Origin of the sequence: Mesorhizobium sp. LjNodule214 (assembly GCF_964252735.1) — a bacterium.
GTDB lineage: Bacteria > Pseudomonadota > Alphaproteobacteria > Rhizobiales > Rhizobiaceae > Mesorhizobium.
This window is the reverse complement of sequence record NZ_CAXUPE020000001.1, coordinates 848,678-865,922: the sequence shown is the minus strand read 5'-3', so window position 1 is coordinate 865,922 and position 17,245 is coordinate 848,678. Positions and strand designations below refer to the sequence as shown.

Below are 17,245 nucleotides of genomic sequence, written 5' to 3'. Positions count from 1 at the left end.
GCCCCTATCCCACCATCTTGCCCGGCGCCTTGTCCCTGGCGAGCTTCTTGAACTTCTTCACCACCATGTCGCGCTTCAGTTTCGATATGTGGTCGATGAACAGCACGCCGTTGAGATGGTCGATCTCGTGCTGCAGGCAGGTCGCCATCAGGCCCTCGGCCTGCATCTCCTGCAGCTTGCCGTCGCGGTCGAGATATTTCACCCGCACCGAAGCAGGGCGTTCGACCTCGGCATAATAATCCGGGATCGACAGGCAGCCCTCCTCGTAGACCGAGCGCTGGTCGGAGCTTTCGAGGATCTCCGGATTGATGAAGACATGCGGCGCCGGCGTCTCGTCTTCCTTGGCAAGGTCGATGACCAGCATGCGCAGCGGCTCGCCGATCTGGATTGCCGCGAGACCGATGCCGGGCGCGTCATACATGGTGTCCAGCATGTCGCCGGCCAGCTTGCGCAAGGGCGCGTCGACGCGCTCGACCGGTTTGGAAACCTGGCGCAGGACGGGATCGGGAAGAATGATGAGCGGCTTGATCGACATGGCGTCTCACCTAAGACGTCATGCGAAAAGCGTCAACGGGGGGCAGTTTAGGCTCGTTCACGTTTTGATCTGTGCCAGCAGACCGAATCATCTATGCTGGCACGATGAACGACCTGACCTCCATCCTTTCCGAACCCGTCGCCCGGCTCGGCGCCAGCACGTTCACGCTCGGCCATGCGCTGGCCTTCGGCACGGTGCTGTTTCTCGGCCTGTTCCTGGCGCTGGTCGTCGCGCTGTGGCGGTCGGCCAGGGCGCGCGCGGTGGCGGCTGCGGAAGCCGCTGACCACGCCCGCGATGCCGAGGCGCGGATGGCCGGCATCCTGCAGAGCCAGGCCGAGATGCAGGGCCGGATGGGCGCGATAGCCGAAGTGTTCGGCGCGCGGCAGGCCGAACTCACCCAGTCGATCGGCCAGCGGCTTGATGCGATGACCGGACGTCTTGGCCAGACCATGACCGAGCAGACCAAATCGACGCATGAGAGCCTGGCCAAGCTGCAAGAGCGGCTGGCGGTGATCGATACGGCGCAAGGCAACATCCAGTCGCTTGCCGGCCAGGTGGTGCAATTGCAGGCGATCCTCTCCAACAAGCAGACGCGCGGCGCCTTCGGCCAGTCGCGCATGGAGGCGATCGTCGCCGACGGCCTGCCGCATGGCGCCTACGAATTCCAGGCGACCTTGTCGAATGGCAGCCGGCCCGACTGCCTGGTGAGGATGCCGAACGGCGCACCGTCGCTGGCCATCGACGCCAAGTTCCCGCTGGAAGCCTGGAACGCCATCCGCGCCGCCGACGGCGCCGACCTGCAGAAGGTCGCCGCGCAAGCCTTCCGCCGCGATATCGAGATCCATGTCCGCGATATCGCCGAAAAATACCTGATCCAGGGCGAGACGCAGGACACCGCCTTCATGTTCGTGCCCTCGGAATCGGTGTTCGCCGAGATCCACGAGAATTTCGAGGCGGTGGTGCAGAAGGCGCACCGCGTGCGCGTCGTCATCGTCTCGCCATCGCTGCTGATGCTGTCGATCCAGGTCATCCAGGCGATCCTCAAGGATGCCCGCATGCGCGAGCAGGCGCATCTGATCCAGGGCGAGGTCATCCGGCTGATGGAGGATGTCGGGCGCGTCGACGAGCGGGTGCGCCGGCTGCAGACGCATTTCGGCCAGGCGACGAAGGACATCGACGACATCCTCGTCTCGACGTCGAAAGTGACCAAGCGCGGCCAGAAGATCGAAGCGCTGGAGTTCGCGGAAGGCGAAGCCGAGGCGCCGGGCCCCGGTGCCGGAAAGGTCGAAGCCAGCGCGCGCGTCGCCGATTCCAAGACCGGTCAGCTTCGGCTGCGTGTGGTCGAAGACGGCGACTGACCGTCCGGCGCTACTGCTCCTCGACGGTCGTCATGCCGTCAAATTCCGGCAGCCAGTGCAATGCCGAGCGGTGCCAAACCTGTTTTCTCGGCACAAGCTCCTCGCGCTGACGCGCCGTGCCGACCCTGATGCCGTAGATTTTCGGACCGTCGCCGACGGATGTCGCATAGAGATGCGATCCGCACTCGCCGCAAAAACCCTGGGCGCGCTTGGCGCCGGTGGATCCGGTCTTGATATAGACCTTCGGTGTGCCGCTGGTGATCCTGTAATTGCTTTCCGGTGCCGGAACCGTCACCCGGAAGGCAGTGCCGGTCAGCTTCTGGCAATCCGTGCAATGGCAGATCGAGGTCTTTTCCGGATCGATCTCCGCCTCGTAGGTGATGGCGCCGCAATGGCACCCGCCGTCGATTCTCATCTTCGTTCCTCCCGAAATCCAGCCGCAATCTTAGCGTGGCGCGGTCGCGAGGCAACGGGCCAGCGGCTAGTCCAGAGCCTCTCCGGATGCCGATACGATCGCCTTGCGCCGGCGCTCCCAGGTTCCTGTCGCCTGCGGCTTGACGAACAGCCGCGAAATCTCCGGCATTTCCGTTTTCAGCACGGCCTCCAGCCGCTCGACGCAAGCTTCGATCTCCGGTGCCGTCAGATGGTCCTCGAATTCGATGCTGAGGCCGGCGACAATTTCCTGCGGGCCGATATGGACGCTCAGTATACCATTGGCGCGCTGCACAGCCGGGTCCTGCTGGGCAATGGCCAGCACCTTCTTCTGCACTTCGGGCGAGGCCGGTTCGCCGAGCAGCAGGCCCTTGCTCTCGCGGGCCAGGAAGATCGCTGTCGCACCCAGAATCAGTGCGATGCCGATCGAGGCGGCGCCGTCGAGTTCAGGCATGGCGAATACCTCCGCCGCCAATATGCCGACAAAGGCTACGATCAGGCCGAGCAGCGCGGCGCTGTCCTCGAATAGCACCGTGTAGACGCTTGGATCCTTGCTGAGCCGCACCGCCTCGAACCACCCGAGCCTGCCTTTCTCGCGGCGGAACTCCTTCAGCGCCACGTACCAGGAGCTACCTTCGAACAGGAAGGAGAGGCCAAGCACCGCATAATTGACCATGGCATTGGCGACCGGCTCGGGCGCCATGATGTGCACCACTCGCGGCCATGACCGAGCGGATGCGTGCGGTCGGGCGGCCGGGCGGCGCGGTGCATGCCGTAGAGGAGCAGCCCGCCATTGCCGGTGTCGACCAGTGAATGGACGCCTTCCGACAGCATTGCCGAGCTGCCGGTGAAGAAGGCGGCGGCGAATTTGGTCAGCGCGATGGCGAGATTGCCGGCGAGCGCCGCGTAGATGACCTTCCTCGACCCGCCATGCGCCGCCATGGTGTGCTGCCCTGTCCTATGCTCCCGAGAGCCTAGTGGCCAACCCGCCAAAGCTCCACAGGCATTCACAACGCGCGAACGGTCCAGTCGTTCAGAGGGAAGGTGACCACCGCGAGCCCCTACTCGACGACCTCGTCGGTCCATACTTTGAAGCCGGCGAGCGTGCCCGGCCCAAAGATATGGGTCAGCGGCACATCGGCTGCGTCGCGGCCGGAGGCGATCAGGATACGGCCGATGCGCGGGGCGTTGTTGCGCGGATCGAAAGCGTGCCAGCGGCCACCGAGATAGACCTCCATCCAGGCGGCGAGGTCCATGCTCGACCATGGTTTTGGCGTGCCTATGTCGCTGATGTAGCCGGTGCAGTAGCGGGTCGGGATGTTCAGCGCCCGGCAGAAGGCGACCGCCAGATGCGCGAAGTCGCGGCAGACACCGCTTTGCTCGCGATAGGCCTCGGCTGCGGTGCGCGTCGGCCGCGCATTGCCGTAGTTGAAGACGATGTGGTTGTGAACGAAGTCGCAGACCGCCTGGACACGTCGAACGCCGAGCGGAGTGTGGCCGAACAGCCGCCACGCTTCGTTTGCCAGCACATCGCTCTCGCAATAGCGGCTGGGCAGCAGGAACAGCAGCGTGTCCGACGGCAGGTCGCGCACCTCATGCTGCCAGGCCATCAGGTCGCCCATCTCGAAGGTGCCGGGGTCGCGGATCACCGCGTCGGTGCCGAAGGTGAAACGCCCGGGCGGGGCGACAAGACGGTTGCACCAATTGCCGAAGCTGTCGCGGTAGCTTTCGATCGGCACCGGTGGATTGGAGGTCAGGAAATCCGGCCGTTCGAGATCGGATGCCCTGGAATAGTGGACATTGAGCATCGCTATCAGCGGTGTTTCCTGCGGAAAGTCGAAGCTCATCTCGCAGCCGATGTGGATTCGCATTCTCGTCCTGACCGGCCTGCCTGATCGTCATCCGGCGAAAGCCGGATTGATGCTGCAGTGCGGCCAAGACCATCGCATGGTCCGGGGCCGATGACGAGGAAAATAGAAAATGCGTTGACAGCCCCTCAACTGGCGCGCCGAGATGCAACAGGCTCTTGCAGTCGGACCAATCTCTTGTTTCACTTCGGGGCCACCAATTGGAGGAACGAATCATGGCTAAAGGTGCGATGAAGGCGGGCAAGGAAGCCCGCAAGCCGAAGAAGGATGCGAAGAAGCCCGCCGCAGCCCCGGCGCTCAAGGCGCCACCGGTCAAGGCGATGAGGCTCAAGGAAAAGTAGGCCGCTCTGGGATATTCTAATCCCGGCAAATCCGTTTCGGCGCAGATTACAAACCGGCGGCATGAACAATGCTGCCGGTGTTTTGTTGATCGGGCAGGGGAAGCTTCCTAAATGGAGCGGCGAGGACGACCTCGCGCTTTCTCCGAAATCCGGCCGGGACGACCCGCCATCGGGTGCGTGTCGTTGTCCCAAAACCGCTACGCACTTTTGGGCGACACGCAGCAATGGAGCGTTCCCGATGTCGTGGATTTTTTTGTTCTTCGCCGGCCTGTTCGAGATCGGCTGGGCGATCGGCCTCAAATACACCGATGGCTTCTCGAAGCCGCTGCCGACAGTCCTCACCATCGCCTCGATGATCGTCAGCCTGGGCTTGCTTGGCCTGGCGCTGAAGGCGCTGCCGGTCGGCACGGCCTATGCGGTATGGACCGGCATCGGCACCGTCGGCACGGCGCTGCTCGGCATCTGGCTGCTCGGCGAGCCGGCGACCGCGATCCGGCTCGGCTGCATCGCGCTCATCGTCTGCGGCATCATGGGGTTGAAACTCGCAGCCTGATGCAGGCAGGCCGCCCGCTCGCATGCCTGACAAATTTTGCATGCACAAACGCATTCAGGGCCGCTGCGGGCGGCCCTGGCATTCGATCCGAGTCGATCGCGCCGAAAGCTATCGGGCGGAGAAGCCCGGAGGCGTCCTGCCGGTGCGCTGCTTGCGAGCCGCGTAACGTGCGTCGCGCTTGGCCTTGCGTTCGGCTTCGTCGGCAAGCAGACGGGCAATGCGCTCGTTTTCTTCTGCTTCCCGAATCTTCGCCTCCGCTTGCGCCGCTTCTTCAGCAGCGATGCGGGCCGCTTCCGCGGCTGCCTCGCGCTCGGCCTTCTCGACCGCTTCGCGCGCAAGCTTTTCCTGCTTCAGCCTGGCCTTTTCGGCCTCGCGCGTCGCACGTGCCTCGAGGATTGCCTTGCGTTCGGCCTGTCGCGCCAGCACCGCAGGATCATCTGCCGCCGGCTTTGACTTGAAGCGCTCCAGAAGCGCCTTCTTTGCCTCGTTTGCGGCATTGCGCCGCTCGAAAATGTCTTTTTCCCTGTAGATAGCCAAGTCCACTTCCCTGAAGTCAATTCGCGACGCTTACATACGCGCGAAAACCGAGAGTTCAAGCGCCAAAACGGTATGCCAGCCATGAAATTCTGGGCTGTTGCAACCGGGAGACGCTCCTTTCGGCCGAAATCGACATGCACTGTTCACCGTCCGCCCCTCTGGCGGCACAGCCGGCCGATCGCTACCTCTAGCTCGAAAATCAAAACGCTGGGATGACATGCCATGGAACTTGGTCTCTACACTTTCGCCGACGTCAGCCCGGAACCGGGGCCCGGTTCGATCGGCCCGCATGAGCGTCTGCGCAATTTGATCGAGGAGATCGAGCTGGCCGACCAGGTCGGACTCGATGTGTTCGGGCTGGGCGAGCATCACCGGCCGGACTATGCCGCATCGGCGCCCGTGGTGGCGCTGGCTGCGGCGGCAGAGCGCACCAAGCGCATCAAGCTGACCAGCGCGGTCACCGTTTTGTCCTCCGACGATCCGGTGCGCGTCTTCCAGCAGTTTGCGACGCTCGACCTTCTGTCCGGCGGCCGCGCCGAGATCATGGCCGGGCGCGGCTCGTTCATCGAATCCTTCCCGCTGTTCGGCTACAACCTCGAGGACTATGACGAGCTCTTCGCCGAGAAGCTCGACCTTTTGCTGGCTATCCGAGACAGCATCAAAGTTACCTGGCAGGGCCGGCTGCGGGCGCCGATCAACGGCCGCGGCGTCTATCCGCGCCCCTTCCAGGAAAAACTGCCGATCTGGATCGCGATCGGCGGCACGCCGCAATCGGCGGCGCGCGCGGGCGCGCTCGGCCTGCCCTTGGCGCTCGCCATCATCGGCGGTGAGCCGGCGCGCTTCGCACCGCTGTTCGAGGTCTACCGCGAGGCAGCAAGACGCGCCGGCAACGACCCGGCAAGCCTCGCCACGAGCCTCAACGTGCATGGCTTCATCGCCGAGACGACCGAGAAGGCGGCCGATGATTTCTACGGGCCGCAGGCCGAGGTGATGAACCGCATCGGCCGCGAGCGCGGCTGGGGTCCGACCTCGCGGGCGCACTTCGACCAGTCGCGCGGCCCGAACGGCGCGCTGTTCGTCGGCAATCCCGAACAGGTGGCCGAAAAGATCGTCGCCCAGCACAGGATCTTCGGCAATGACCGTTTCCTGCTGCAGATGGCGATCGGTATCATGCCGCACGCCAAGGTCATGAAGGCGATCGAACTCTACGGCACCAAGGTGGCGCCGATCGTGCGCAAGGAAACAGCGAAATCCGCGCCAGCGGTGGCAGCGCCCGTCGCCTGAGCGACGGCCGGCTCGTCCAGGCCCGGCCGTAGCACGCTACGGGTTGCCGGCGGTCCCCATCATCTCCGCATGATGGATCTCGGTCGCCTCGTCCGCCGGGAACATGCACTCGATACGCAGTTCCTGAGCGGCGACGGTTTGGGGCGTGCCCACGGTGGTGACCATCGAAAAGTAGTTAAGAACCCGATCTCCCTTGACGAAACCTAGCGGAATGGTGGGCATGAAGCCGATCGCCACAGGGTTTTTCCATTCGCTTTTCACGTCCGGATAGGCGAGCAGCTCGGCCAGTAAGTCCTTCGTCTTCTGGTCGATGATGCGGCTGATGGATTCGCGATAGACACGTTCGAACAAACTCCTCGCAACATCGGGCCAATTGGCGACGTACGGGCGCATGCCTAAGGGATCGAACATGAGGTGCAACATGTTACGCGGTCCCCGGCGGGCGGCCATGTCGATGAAGCAGCCAAGGAAGCGCGGCGCGGATTCATAAGCCCTTGGCGAGGTCCGCATCGCGGTCATTGCCGGCTAACGGAACCTTGGCGCAGCCAGGGCGTTTCCGCCGATGAACCGCGCCGATTGCGGTGCGCTCGAGGGGAGACGATGAAGGCCGAACCGACCGCTTCGGGCGCTGGTGTTGCCGAAAGCCCGGACGCGCGTGCTGTAGCGCGTACGGATACGCATCTGATGCGGTCGTTGCTCATCGGCATCTTCATCCTGATGACCATCTATGCGCTCTATTTCGCGCGCGCCTTCTTCATGCCGGTCATCCTTGCCTTCCTGCTGGCGCTGACGCTGACGCCGATCGTGCGCTTCCTGCGCAAGCACGGCGTGCCCGACGTGTTGTCGGCGACGCTGCTGGTGCTGCTGTCGGTCGTCTTCCTCGCCAGCGCCGGCTATCTCTTGAGCGGCCCTGTCATCGACCTCATCAACAACACCTCGTCGATCGGCCAGCAGCTCACAGATCGCCTGGCGCAGCTCAAGCGGCCGCTCGAAAGGGTCATGCAGGTTGCGTACCAGTTGGAAGGGTTGACTGAGACCTCGCAGGAACCGGGTGTGCAAAAGGTAACATTCGCGCAGTCGGGCATCCTGTCTTCGGCTGCCGGCAACATCCTGTCGGCGGGCACCAGCATCACCATCGTCTTCGTGCTGTCGCTGTTCCTGCTCGCCTCGGGCACGATGTTCTACGAGAAGATCATCCAGTCCTTTGCCAGCCTCAGCGAAAAGAAGCGGGCGCTGCGTGTCGTCTACGATGTCGAGCGCGAGATCTCGTACTATTTGCTCACGATCACGGTGATCAATTTCGGCCTCGGTACGGTGATCGGCCTCGGCCTGTGGGGGCTCGGCGTGCCCAATCCGCTGGTCTGGGGCGCGGCGGCGGCCCTGCTCAACTTCCTGCCCTATGTCGGATCGATGATCACCATACTGCTCGTCACGGTCATCGCGCTGATCAGCTTCGACAGCATCTCCTTCGCGCTGCTGGCGCCCGCCTTCGTGTTGCTGTGCGACCTCGTCGAGGGCCAGTTCGTGACGCCGATGGTGGTCGGCCGGCGGCTGGAGATCAATGCGGTGGCGGTCTTCATCGCCATCGCCTTCTGGTCGTGGCTGTGGGGATTCGTCGGCGCGCTGATGGCGGTGCCGCTGCTGGTCGTCATCAAGGTGTTCTGCGACCATTTCGACGGTCTCAGCCATGTCGGCAATTTCCTGGCGGCGCAACACAGCGTCGTCGTCGAGGAGGATCCGGTCGAGGAGACCGACAAGGCCCGGGCATGACCGACAGGCAATTGTTTGCCGCCTGTTTGTCGTCTCAGGGTGGAGTGCCTATATCGACCCGGTCAAGCCGGACTTCCTTCCATGACCGACGCTTCCTTCGACATCGACGCCTATTTCGCCCGCATCGGCTACCGTGGTCGGACAGACGCTTCGCTGGAAGCGCTGACGGCATTGCATCGGCAGCACCCGCAAGCGATCGCGTTCGAAAACCTCGACCCGTTCCTGGGCACTCCGGTGAAGCTCGATCTCGCCTCACTGCAGGACAAGATCTTCGCGCGTGGCCGCGGTGGTTATTGCTACGAGCACAATCTGGTCTTCATGCATGCGCTGAAGGCGCTTGGCTTCGAGGCCAGCGGCCTTGCCGCACGGGTGCTGTGGGGCCAGCCCGACGACACTATTACCGCGCGCAGCCACATGTTGCTGCGTGTCGAGCTCAACGGGCGCACCTATGTTGCCGATGTCGGCTTCGGCGGGCTGACGCTGACGGCGCCGCTGCTGCTCGAACCCGGGCTCGTGCAACAGACCCCGCATGAAGCCTTCCGCATCGTTGAGGCCGGCGACCATTTTCGCCTGCAGGCCGATATCGGCGGCGACTGGCGCACCATCTACCGTTTCGACATGCAGCAGAGCTACGAGGTCGACTACGCGGTCAGCAGCCATTTCCTGTCGACCCATCCGAGTTCGCATTTCCTGTCAACGGTGATCGCGGCGCGCGCCTTGCCCGACCGGCGCTACGCGCTGCGCAACAACCGGCTGTCGACGCATCATCTTGGCGGCCGCACCGAGCAAAGAGAAATCGCGACAGCCGCCGAACTGGCCGACATCCTCGAAAGCCAGCTCGAAATCGTCATCCCTGACCGGGCCGCCTTCGAGGCCAAGGTGCGGGACAAGAAAATCGTGGAGACTCAATGACCGCTCTTTCCGTCCTCGACCTGTCGCCGATCGTCGAAGGCAGCAATGCTTCGCAGTCGCTGGCCAATTCCCTCGACCTCGCCCGCCACGCCGAACGTCTCGGCTACAAGCGCTACTGGCTGGCCGAGCACCACAACATGCCGGGCATCGCCAGCGCCGCCACCGCGGTCGTCATCGCCCATGTCGCGGGCGGCACAAAAACCATCCGCGTCGGCGCCGGCGGCATCATGCTGCCCAACCATTCGCCGCTGGTCATCGCCGAGCAGTTCGGCACGCTGGCGGCGCTTTATCCCGGCCGCATCGATCTCGGCCTTGGCCGCGCGCCCGGAACCGACATGGGAACGGCGCGGGCCTTGCGCCGCAATCTGGAGGCCGGCGCCGACAATTTCCCGCAGGATGTCGTCGAGCTGATGGGCTATTTCCTGCCGGCCGAGGAGGGCCAGCGCCTGCGCGCCGTGCCCGGCGAGGGTCAGCAGGTGCCGATCTGGATCCTCGGCTCCAGCCTCTATGGCGCGCAGCTCGCCGCCATGCTCGGCCTGCCCTATGCGTTCGCCTCGCATTTCGCGCCGGCCGAGCTCGACCATGCGCTAGACATCTACCGCTCGCGCTTCCAGCCGTCGGAACAGCTCGACAAGCCCTATGTCATGCTCGGCCTCAATGTCTTCGCCGCACCTACCGACACTGAGGCGCGGCTGTTGTTCACCTCGCTGCAGCAGGCTTTCGTCAATCTGCGCACGGGACGGCCGGGCCGGCTGCCGCCGCCGGTCGAGGGCTATGAAGCCGGCCTCGATCCGATGGCGAAGACCATGCTTGGCCAGGCGCTGTCCTGCGCCGTCGTCGGCTCGCCGGAAACGGTCCGGCAAGGCATCGACGCCTTCGTGCGCCGCACCGGCGCCGACGAACTGATGGTTACGGCGCAGATCTTCGACCATGCAGCGCGGGTGCGCTCGTTCGAGATGCTGGCCGACGTCCACAAATCGCTGTCGCAAGCGGCCTGAGGCAGCTCGGCGCCTTTTGAGCCTTTTGCGCGCATCTGGCTTTTGCTACTTGCAGAGCGCCCTCTGACGATCGAGCTTTCCCGTGACCAACGACCTTGACGCGCGCATGCGCTTTGCCATCGACCTGGCGCGACGCGCCGGCGAACTCGGCTTGAAATATTTTCGCGACCTCGAGAACCTGATCATCGAGAGCAAGGGCCATCAGGACCTGGTCTCGGATGGCGACCGCGAGGTGGAATTGTTCATTCGCGCGGCAATTGCGGCCGACTACCCGCAGGACGGCATCGTCGGCGAGGAACATGAAGCGGTGGCCGGGTCGACCGGCTATGTCTGGGTGATCGATCCGATCGACGGCACGGCGAATTTCGTGCGCGGCATTCCAGCCTGGTGTGTGGTGATCGCCTGCGCCCGGGATGGCGAGACCGTCGTCGGCGTGATCCATGAACCCTCGACCGGTGAAACCTTCCACGGCCATCGCGGTGGCGGCGCCTTCGTCAATGGCCGGCCAATCAAGGCCAGCCAAGCCTCCAGCCTCAGCGAAGGCTCGGTCGGGACCGGGCTTTCGAACCGGGCGGCGACCGAACATGTCGCCGTGCTCATCCGGCTGATCATGGCGGAGGGCGGCGTCTTCTTCCGCAATGCCTCGGGCGCCCTGATGCTGGCCTATGCCGCTTCCGGCAGGCTGCTCGGCTATGTCGAGGAGCACATGAACGCCTGGGATTGCCTGGCCGGCATGCTCCTGGTGGAGGAAGCTGGCGGCACGGTTCTCAAGCCCGATCCGACGACCGTGCTGCGGGATGGGACGCTGGTGATTGCATCCGGAACAGCGATCTACCCCAAGTTGCAGACACTCTGCTCCGAGGCTTTTAGGCCGTGACCCGGCTGTAATGTTTCTTGATTTTGCGCCTGGCGCCCGGCGCGGACCACGGGCGGCGACAATTGGTCCGCTGCCTGCCCACCGGTATGATGGTGGAAGCCTTGCGCAGAATGCTTGCGCGCCGTGCAGCCTGTTCTTATATACGCGCCAAGCCGTTCGGCGCCGGAACGCCGGTTGCCGGAACGGAATTTCTTGTGAACAGGGGCTTTCGTCGGAACGCCTTCACGGGTCCTGAGAGCCTGCTTAGCGGAGAGAACCAGAACAATGGCAAAAGTAATCGGTATCGATCTTGGAACGACCAACTCCTGTATCGCCATCATGGATGGCAAGGAGCCGAAGGTCATCGAGAATGCGGAAGGCGCGCGTACGACCCCTTCCATCGTCGCCATCAGCGGCGACAGCGAGCGCCTCGTCGGCCAGCCGGCCAAGCGCCAGGCGGTCACCAATCCTGAAAACACCATCTTCGCGGTCAAGCGCCTGATCGGCCGCCGCTATGACGATCCGGTCACGGAGAAGGACAAGAAGCTTGTCCCCTACAAGATCGTCAAGGGCGACAATGGCGATGCCTGGGTCGAGGCCGGCGGCAAGAAACAGTCGCCCTCGCAGATCTCGGCCATGATCCTGCAGAAGATGAAGGAAACGGCGGAAGCCTATCTCGGCGAGAAAGTCGAGAAGGCGGTCATCACCGTTCCGGCCTACTTCAACGACGCCCAGCGCCAGGCGACCAAGGACGCCGGCAAGATCGCCGGCCTCGAAGTGCTGCGCATCATCAACGAGCCGACCGCGGCAGCGCTTGCCTACGGCCTCGACAAGAAGGATGGCAAGACCATCGCCGTCTATGACCTTGGCGGCGGCACGTTCGACATTTCGGTGCTCGAGATCGGCGACGGCGTGTTCGAGGTGAAGTCGACCAATGGCGACACCTTCCTCGGCGGCGAGGATTTCGACATGCGCCTGGTCGAATACTTGGCGACCGAGTTCAAGAAGGAACAGGGCATCGACCTGAAGAACGACAAGCTCGCTTTGCAGCGCCTCAAGGAGGCGGCTGAAAAGGCCAAGATCGAGCTGTCGTCGACGACCCAGACCGAGATCAACCTGCCCTTCATCACCGCCGATGCGACTGGACCGAAGCACCTGACGCTGAAGCTGACCCGCGCCAAGTTCGAAAGCCTGGTCGAGGATCTCGTCCAGCGCACGATCGACCCCTGCAAGGCAGCGCTCAAGGATGCCGGCCTGAAAGCCGGCGAGATCGACGAAGTGGTCCTGGTCGGCGGCATGACCCGCATGCCCAAGATCCAGGAGATCGTGAAGCAGTTCTTCGGCAAGGAGCCGCACAAGGGCGTCAACCCGGACGAGGTCGTGGCCCTTGGCGCCGCCATCCAGGCCGGCGTGCTGCAGGGCGACGTCAAGGACGTGCTGTTGCTCGACGTGACGCCGCTTTCGCTCGGCATCGAGACGCTGGGCGGCGTGTTCACCCGCCTGATCGAGCGTAATACGACGATCCCGACCAAGAAGAGCCAGGTGTTCTCGACGGCCGAGGATTCGCAGTCGGCGGTGACCATCCGCGTCTTCCAGGGCGAGCGCGAAATGGCGGCCGACAACAAGATGCTCGGCCAGTTCGATCTCGTCGGCATTCCGCCGGCACCGCGCGGCGTGCCGCAGATCGAGGTCACCTTCGACATCGACGCCAACGGCATCGTCAACGTCTCGGCCAAGGACAAGGGCACCGGCAAGGAGCACCAGATCCGCATCCAGGCGTCTGGAGGCCTTTCGGACGCCGACATCGAGAAGATGGTGAAGGACGCCGAGGCCAACGCCGAGAGCGACAAGAAGCGGCGTGCGCTGGTCGAGGCCCGCAACCAGGCCGAAGCGCTGGTGCATTCGTCGGAGAAGTCGCTGAAGGAATATGGCGACAAGGTCTCTGAGACCGACCGTACGGCGATTGCCGATGCGATCGCGGCGCTGAAGACGGCGGCCGAAGGCGACGACGCGGCGGAGATCGAGGCCAAGTCACAGGCGCTTGCCGAAGTCTCGATGAAGCTCGGACAGGCCATGTACGAGGCTTCGCAGAAGGAAGCCGCGGAGGCCGACGCCAAGGCGGACGCCGCCAAGGACTCGGATGTGGTCGACGCCGATTTCGAGGAAATCGACGAGGACGACGACAAGAAGAAGTCGGCCTGAGCCGTCCGACGGCAGATAAAGCGAAAAAGCCCGGCGCAAGGCCGGGCTTTTTTGCAACCTTCGCCGAAAAAGTGACGGAAAAACACGAGCTGCCCCCAAGTCGGCACTGGCATCCGGGCAGCATCGCTCCTAAATCGAAGCAACATGCCGGCAAACGACGCAAAGTATGCATCAAGACGTTGAGCATCCGGACAGCGGGAAAAGATGAAAGCTGATTTCTACGAAACGCTGGGCGTGCAAAAGGGGGCCGACGAGAAGGAGCTCAAGAGCGCTTTCCGCAAGCTCGCCATGCAGTTCCATCCCGACCGCAATCCAGGCGATCATGCCTGCGAACACAAATTCAAGGAAATCAACGAAGCCTATGAGACGCTGAAGGACCCGCAGAAGCGCGCGGCCTATGACCGTTTCGGCCACGCCGCCTTCGAACAGGGCGGCATGAATGGCGGCGCGCAAGGCTTCGGCGCCGGCGGCTTCGCCGATATCTTCGAGGATATTTTCGGCGACATGATGGGCGGCCGCCAGCGCCGCTCGTCGGGCGGTCGCGAGCGCGGCGCCGATCTGCGCTACAATATGGAAATCTCGCTGGAAGAGGCCTTTTCCGGCAAGACCGCGCAGATCCGCGTGCCGGCCTCCATCTCGTGTGCGGAATGCTCCGGCAGCGGCGCCAAGCCCGGCACCCAGCCTGTCACCTGCGCCATGTGCAACGGCCACGGCAAGGTACGGGCCACGCAAGGCTTCTTCTCGATCGAGCGCACCTGCCCGCAATGCCAGGGCCGTGGCCAGACGATCAAGGACCCATGCCCGAAATGCGCCGGCCAGGGCCGCGTCACCGAGGAGCGCTCGCTGTCGGTCAACATTCCAGCCGGGATCGAGGATGGAACCCGCATCCGGCTTGCCAATGAGGGCGAGGCCGGCCTGCGCGGCGGCCCGTCGGGTGATCTCTACATCTTCCTGGCGGTCAAGCCGCATGAATTCTTCCAGCGCGACGGCGCCGATCTCTACTGCAAGGTGCCGATCTCGATGACAACGGCAGCGCTTGGCGGCTCGTTCGAGGTGACGACGCTGGACGGCACCCAGACCAAGGTGAAGGTGCCGGAAGGCACCCAGAACGGCCGCCAGTTCCGGCTCAGGGGCAAGGGCATGCCGGTGTTGCGCCAGCCCAATGTCGGCGACCTCTACATCCAGACCGCGGTCGAGACGCCGCAGAACCTGTCGCGCCGCCAGCGCGAGCTGCTGGAGGAGTTCGAGCAGCTGTCGTCACAGGATAATTCGCCCCAGTCGAGCGGCTTTTTCGCCCGCATGAAGGACTTCTTCGAGTCCTTCGGCGATCGCTGATGCCCTTTGCTTCATTGTCGCTATCCCAAAACCGCTACGCACTTTTGGGCGACATGCACCGCGACGCTTCCCAAGCGTCATCAACACCTTATGCCGGCTCGAGCCTTGTCTTGAACCCCGTAGCTGCTAAGTAGCGTTTCGGGGGAGCCGTTGAGGAGAGCTCGCATGGCACGTGGACCCGGATTGCGCAAGTCGCTGGCGGAGAAGTTCGACGACGAGCTGAAATTCTTCAAGGGCTGGATCGACAAGCCGAAGGCGGTCGGCTCCATCGTGCCGACCAGCTCCATCACCGCCCGCAAGATGGCGTCCATCGTCAACCCGAAATCCGGCCTGCCGGTGCTCGAAGTCGGACCCGGCACCGGCGTCATCACCCGCGCCATCCTGGCGCTCGGCGTGAAACCCGAAAATCTCTATGCGGTCGAATATTCGACCGATTTCGTGCGCCACCTGCGCCAGCTCTATCCGGGCGTCAACGTCATCGAAGGCGACGCCTTCAATCTCAACGCGACGCTCGGCGACAAGCGCGACATGGTGTTCGATTCCGTCGTCTCCGGCGTGCCGCTGCTCAACTTCCCGGTCGCGCAGCGCATCGCCTATATCGAAAGCCTGCTCGACCGCATCCCGGCAGGCAGGCCGATCGTGCAGCTGACCTATGGCCCGCTGTCGCCGATCCCGCCCGGCCGCGGCGACTACACGGTCAAGCATTTCGACTTCATCATCCGCAACATCCCGCCGACGCAGCTATGGATCTACCGGCGCGAGGCACATTAGGGTATGCCGATATTCAGGTGAGGCCGGCCTGCAAATGGCAGCTTCCTGCGCTTCCGGTGCTCGCGTACTTTGAGTACGCTCCGCTCAGGTTCTCGGACCCCACCATTTTCGACTCGGCCTGACTTGAATCTCAACACACCCTGAAGCGGTCCGCTTCCCCCGGATGCCAATGGCAGTGATCCCGAAAATCCTCGTCTTCGCCGGCTCGGTCCGGTCGGGCGCGTTCAGCGGCAGGACCGCCGATGTGGCGCAGAAAGAGCTGGCCATGCAGGGCGCCGAGGTGACCCGCATCTCGCTCGGCGACTATCCGCTGCCGATCATGGACGAGGACCTGGAAACGCAAAAAGGTATCCCTGAAAACGCCCTGAAGCTCGGCCGGCTGATCGCCGCGCATGACGGGCTGCTGATCGCGACGCCGGAATACAATGGTTCGCTGCCGCCGCTGCTCAAGAACAGCATCGACTGGGTGAGCCGGATACGCAGGGATGGTGGCCGGTCATTCCGACCTTTCCCCGGCAAGCCGGCCGGCCTGTGTTCCTCCTCCGACGGAAAGTTCGCCGGCATACGCTGCATCAACCATCTGCGCGCCGTGCTGGTGCGCTGCCAGATGGAGGTGGTAACACCGGAATGTTCGGTGTCGGGCGCCGGCGAGGCCTTCGGCGACGATGGACATTTCAGGGATGAGAGACTACGCCAATCGATGGAGCGCCTATGCCGCACACTGATCGAAACCTCGCGCATGCTGTCCACCCGGATCGAGGCGTGATTGACGCCGAGGACGCCATGCACGCCGAGACGATGCGAGACAGGCTGATCGTCGGCCTCGACCTGCCGACGCTGCGCGAGGCCGAGCAGGCGGTGCGCGAGCTCGAAGGCGTCGTCTCCTTCTACAAGATCGGCTACCAGCTCGCCTTCGCCGGCGGGCTCGATTTCGCCCGCGAGCTCGCCAGCGGGGGCAAGAAGATCTTCCTCGACATGAAGCTGCTCGACATCGACAACACGGTGGCCAAGGGCGTCGAGAACATCGCCAAGATGGGCATGACCATGCTGACCATCCATGCCTATCCCAAGGCGATGCGGGCGGCCGTGGAAGCCGCCAGGGGCAGCGAGCTTTGCCTGCTCGCGGTCAGCGTGCTGACCTCGATGGACGAACAGGATGTGATCGACGCCGGCTACGAATACGACCCGCATACGCTGGTGCTGCGCCGCTCCGAACAGGCGCTGCATGCCGGCATGGGCGGCGTCGTCTGTTCCGCCGAGGAGGCGGAAGCGGTGCGCCGGATCGTCGGCCCCGGCATGGCCGTGGTGACGCCGGGGATACGGCCGAAGGGCAGCGACCATGGCGACCAGAAGCGCGTCGTGACGCCGGCGCAGGCGATCCGCAACGGCTCCAGCCACCTCGTTGTCGGGCGGCCGATCGTCGGCGCCGCCGACAGGCGAGCGGTCGCAGAAGCGATCCTCGACGAAATGCGCTCGGCGTAACAGACAAGGAC

18 protein-coding genes and 1 pseudogene are annotated in these 17,245 nt (G+C 63.9%); 13 read left to right on the top strand and 6 right to left on the bottom strand.

The genetic code is table 11. The features are described 5' to 3' along the window. Positions 1-4: 4 nt before the first annotated feature. Positions 5-535 (bottom strand): peptide deformylase, encoded by a 531-nt coding sequence (gene def / locus ACSQ3Z_RS04215; RefSeq protein ID WP_436170111.1) that lies wholly within the window; start codon positions 533-535, stop codon positions 5-7. A gap of 104 nt (positions 536-639) precedes the next feature. Here def and ACSQ3Z_RS04210 point away from each other — a divergent pair, with 104 nt between their 5' ends. After that, a complete protein-coding gene (locus ACSQ3Z_RS04210; RefSeq protein ID WP_436170110.1) occupies positions 640-1,893 on the top strand; it encodes a DNA recombination protein RmuC in 1,254 nt (417 codons plus the stop codon). A 10-nt stretch (positions 1,894-1,903) separates the two neighbouring features. On the opposite strand, the gene ACSQ3Z_RS04205 is transcribed toward ACSQ3Z_RS04210, so the two are convergent. The 3 genes and pseudogenes from ACSQ3Z_RS04205 to ACSQ3Z_RS04195 all read right to left on the bottom strand — a co-directional run bounded on the left by ACSQ3Z_RS04205 (position 1,904) and on the right by ACSQ3Z_RS04195 (position 4,196). Then, the gene (locus ACSQ3Z_RS04205) at positions 1,904-2,308 is read right to left on the bottom strand and encodes a GFA family protein (protein ID WP_436170109.1); all 405 of its coding nucleotides are present in this window, start codon (positions 2,306-2,308) and stop codon (positions 1,904-1,906) included. A 66-nt stretch (positions 2,309-2,374) separates the two neighbouring features. Next, positions 2,375-3,267, bottom strand: a pseudogene (locus tag ACSQ3Z_RS04200) (cation diffusion facilitator family transporter). A 119-nt stretch (positions 3,268-3,386) separates the two neighbouring features. Beyond that, the gene (locus ACSQ3Z_RS04195; protein WP_436170108.1) at positions 3,387-4,196 is read right to left on the bottom strand and encodes a transglutaminase-like domain-containing protein; all 810 of its coding nucleotides are present in this window, start codon (positions 4,194-4,196) and stop codon (positions 3,387-3,389) included. A gap of 212 nt (positions 4,197-4,408) precedes the next feature. On the opposite strand from ACSQ3Z_RS04195, the gene ACSQ3Z_RS04190 reads away from it, so the two are divergent. Both ACSQ3Z_RS04190 and sugE read left to right on the top strand, forming a co-directional pair. Then, the gene (locus ACSQ3Z_RS04190) at positions 4,409-4,534 is read left to right on the top strand and encodes a hypothetical protein (protein WP_006200611.1); all 126 of its coding nucleotides are present in this window, start codon (positions 4,409-4,411) and stop codon (positions 4,532-4,534) included. Between the two features lie 238 nt (positions 4,535-4,772). Next, positions 4,773-5,087 carry a quaternary ammonium compound efflux SMR transporter SugE gene (gene sugE / locus ACSQ3Z_RS04185; RefSeq protein WP_436170107.1) on the top strand — a complete coding sequence of 105 codons (315 nt, stop codon included), beginning with the start codon at positions 4,773-4,775 and terminating at the stop codon, positions 5,085-5,087. Between the two features lie 108 nt (positions 5,088-5,195). Here sugE and ACSQ3Z_RS04180 read toward each other — a convergent pair whose 3' ends face one another. After that, the gene (locus tag ACSQ3Z_RS04180; RefSeq protein WP_006200609.1) at positions 5,196-5,624 is read right to left on the bottom strand and encodes a DUF6481 family protein; all 429 of its coding nucleotides are present in this window, start codon (positions 5,622-5,624) and stop codon (positions 5,196-5,198) included. 222 nt (positions 5,625-5,846) lie between these two features. On the opposite strand from ACSQ3Z_RS04180, the gene ACSQ3Z_RS04175 reads away from it, so the two are divergent. Then, positions 5,847-6,908 (top strand): LLM class flavin-dependent oxidoreductase, encoded by a 1,062-nt coding sequence (locus ACSQ3Z_RS04175; protein WP_436170106.1) that lies wholly within the window; start codon positions 5,847-5,849, stop codon positions 6,906-6,908. 36 nt (positions 6,909-6,944) lie between these two features. On the opposite strand, the gene ACSQ3Z_RS04170 is transcribed toward ACSQ3Z_RS04175, so the two are convergent. Then, positions 6,945-7,427, bottom strand: a complete 483-nt coding sequence (locus ACSQ3Z_RS04170; RefSeq protein WP_436170105.1) for an MmyB family transcriptional regulator — start codon at positions 7,425-7,427, stop codon at positions 6,945-6,947. 81 nt (positions 7,428-7,508) lie between these two features. Between ACSQ3Z_RS04170 and ACSQ3Z_RS04165 the strand changes: the two genes are divergently transcribed. The 9 genes from ACSQ3Z_RS04165 (at position 7,509) to pyrF (ending at position 17,234) form a co-directional block, all read left to right on the top strand. Beyond that, positions 7,509-8,678, top strand: coding sequence for an AI-2E family transporter (locus tag ACSQ3Z_RS04165; protein WP_436170104.1), 1,170 nt, complete (start codon positions 7,509-7,511; stop codon positions 8,676-8,678). A gap of 81 nt (positions 8,679-8,759) precedes the next feature. Further along, positions 8,760-9,590: an arylamine N-acetyltransferase family protein gene (locus tag ACSQ3Z_RS04160; protein WP_436170103.1), complete on the top strand. Its 831-nt coding sequence runs from the start codon at positions 8,760-8,762 to the stop codon at positions 9,588-9,590. Continuing rightward, complete coding sequence (locus ACSQ3Z_RS04155; RefSeq protein WP_436170102.1) at positions 9,587-10,588, top strand: LLM class flavin-dependent oxidoreductase; 1,002 nt, start codon at positions 9,587-9,589, stop codon at positions 10,586-10,588. The genes ACSQ3Z_RS04160 and ACSQ3Z_RS04155 overlap by 4 nt, the downstream gene beginning before the upstream one ends. A gap of 82 nt (positions 10,589-10,670) precedes the next feature. Beyond that, the gene (locus ACSQ3Z_RS04150) at positions 10,671-11,465 is read left to right on the top strand and encodes an inositol monophosphatase family protein (RefSeq protein ID WP_436170101.1); all 795 of its coding nucleotides are present in this window, start codon (positions 10,671-10,673) and stop codon (positions 11,463-11,465) included. 264 nt (positions 11,466-11,729) lie between these two features. Beyond that, on the top strand, positions 11,730-13,646 hold the full coding sequence (gene dnaK, locus ACSQ3Z_RS04145; protein ID WP_436170100.1) for a molecular chaperone DnaK: 1,917 nt from the start codon (positions 11,730-11,732) through the stop codon (positions 13,644-13,646). A gap of 204 nt (positions 13,647-13,850) precedes the next feature. Next, the gene (gene dnaJ / locus ACSQ3Z_RS04140) at positions 13,851-14,981 is read left to right on the top strand and encodes a molecular chaperone DnaJ (protein WP_436170099.1); all 1,131 of its coding nucleotides are present in this window, start codon (positions 13,851-13,853) and stop codon (positions 14,979-14,981) included. Between the two features lie 165 nt (positions 14,982-15,146). After that, on the top strand, positions 15,147-15,752 hold the full coding sequence (gene pmtA / locus ACSQ3Z_RS04135) for a phospholipid N-methyltransferase PmtA (RefSeq protein WP_006200598.1): 606 nt from the start codon (positions 15,147-15,149) through the stop codon (positions 15,750-15,752). A gap of 169 nt (positions 15,753-15,921) precedes the next feature. Next, positions 15,922-16,518 (top strand): NADPH-dependent FMN reductase, encoded by a 597-nt coding sequence (locus tag ACSQ3Z_RS04130; protein WP_436170098.1) that lies wholly within the window; start codon positions 15,922-15,924, stop codon positions 16,516-16,518. Positions 16,519-16,535: 17 nt separating this feature from the next. After that, entirely contained in the window at positions 16,536-17,234 is a 699-nt protein-coding gene (gene pyrF / locus ACSQ3Z_RS04125; protein WP_436171830.1) for an orotidine-5'-phosphate decarboxylase, read from the top strand. Positions 17,235-17,245 lie beyond the last annotated feature (11 nt).

Coding starts and splice junctions, on each gene's coding strand:
- ACSQ3Z_RS04175 (WP_436170106.1), top strand. CDS start 5,847: ATGGAACTTGGTCTCTACACTTTCGCCGACGTCAGCCCGGAACCGGGG.
- sugE (WP_436170107.1), top strand. CDS start 4,773: ATGTCGTGGATTTTTTTGTTCTTCGCCGGCCTGTTCGAGATCGGCTGG.
- pyrF (WP_436171830.1), top strand. CDS start 16,536: ATGCACGCCGAGACGATGCGAGACAGGCTGATCGTCGGCCTCGACCTG.
- ACSQ3Z_RS04190 (WP_006200611.1), top strand. CDS start 4,409: ATGGCTAAAGGTGCGATGAAGGCGGGCAAGGAAGCCCGCAAGCCGAAG.
- ACSQ3Z_RS04195 (WP_436170108.1), bottom strand. CDS start 4,196: ATGCGAATCCACATCGGCTGCGAGATGAGCTTCGACTTTCCGCAGGAA.
- def (WP_436170111.1), bottom strand. CDS start 535: ATGTCGATCAAGCCGCTCATCATTCTTCCCGATCCCGTCCTGCGCCAG.
- ACSQ3Z_RS04130 (WP_436170098.1), top strand. CDS start 15,922: ATGGCAGTGATCCCGAAAATCCTCGTCTTCGCCGGCTCGGTCCGGTCG.
- ACSQ3Z_RS04160 (WP_436170103.1), top strand. CDS start 8,760: ATGACCGACGCTTCCTTCGACATCGACGCCTATTTCGCCCGCATCGGC.
- dnaJ (WP_436170099.1), top strand. CDS start 13,851: ATGAAAGCTGATTTCTACGAAACGCTGGGCGTGCAAAAGGGGGCCGAC.
- ACSQ3Z_RS04170 (WP_436170105.1), bottom strand. CDS start 7,427: ATGACCGCGATGCGGACCTCGCCAAGGGCTTATGAATCCGCGCCGCGC.
- ACSQ3Z_RS04165 (WP_436170104.1), top strand. CDS start 7,509: ATGAAGGCCGAACCGACCGCTTCGGGCGCTGGTGTTGCCGAAAGCCCG.
- pmtA (WP_006200598.1), top strand. CDS start 15,147: ATGGCACGTGGACCCGGATTGCGCAAGTCGCTGGCGGAGAAGTTCGAC.
- dnaK (WP_436170100.1), top strand. CDS start 11,730: ATGGCAAAAGTAATCGGTATCGATCTTGGAACGACCAACTCCTGTATC.
- ACSQ3Z_RS04210 (WP_436170110.1), top strand. CDS start 640: ATGAACGACCTGACCTCCATCCTTTCCGAACCCGTCGCCCGGCTCGGC.
- ACSQ3Z_RS04205 (WP_436170109.1), bottom strand. CDS start 2,308: ATGAGAATCGACGGCGGGTGCCATTGCGGCGCCATCACCTACGAGGCG.
- ACSQ3Z_RS04155 (WP_436170102.1), top strand. CDS start 9,587: ATGACCGCTCTTTCCGTCCTCGACCTGTCGCCGATCGTCGAAGGCAGC.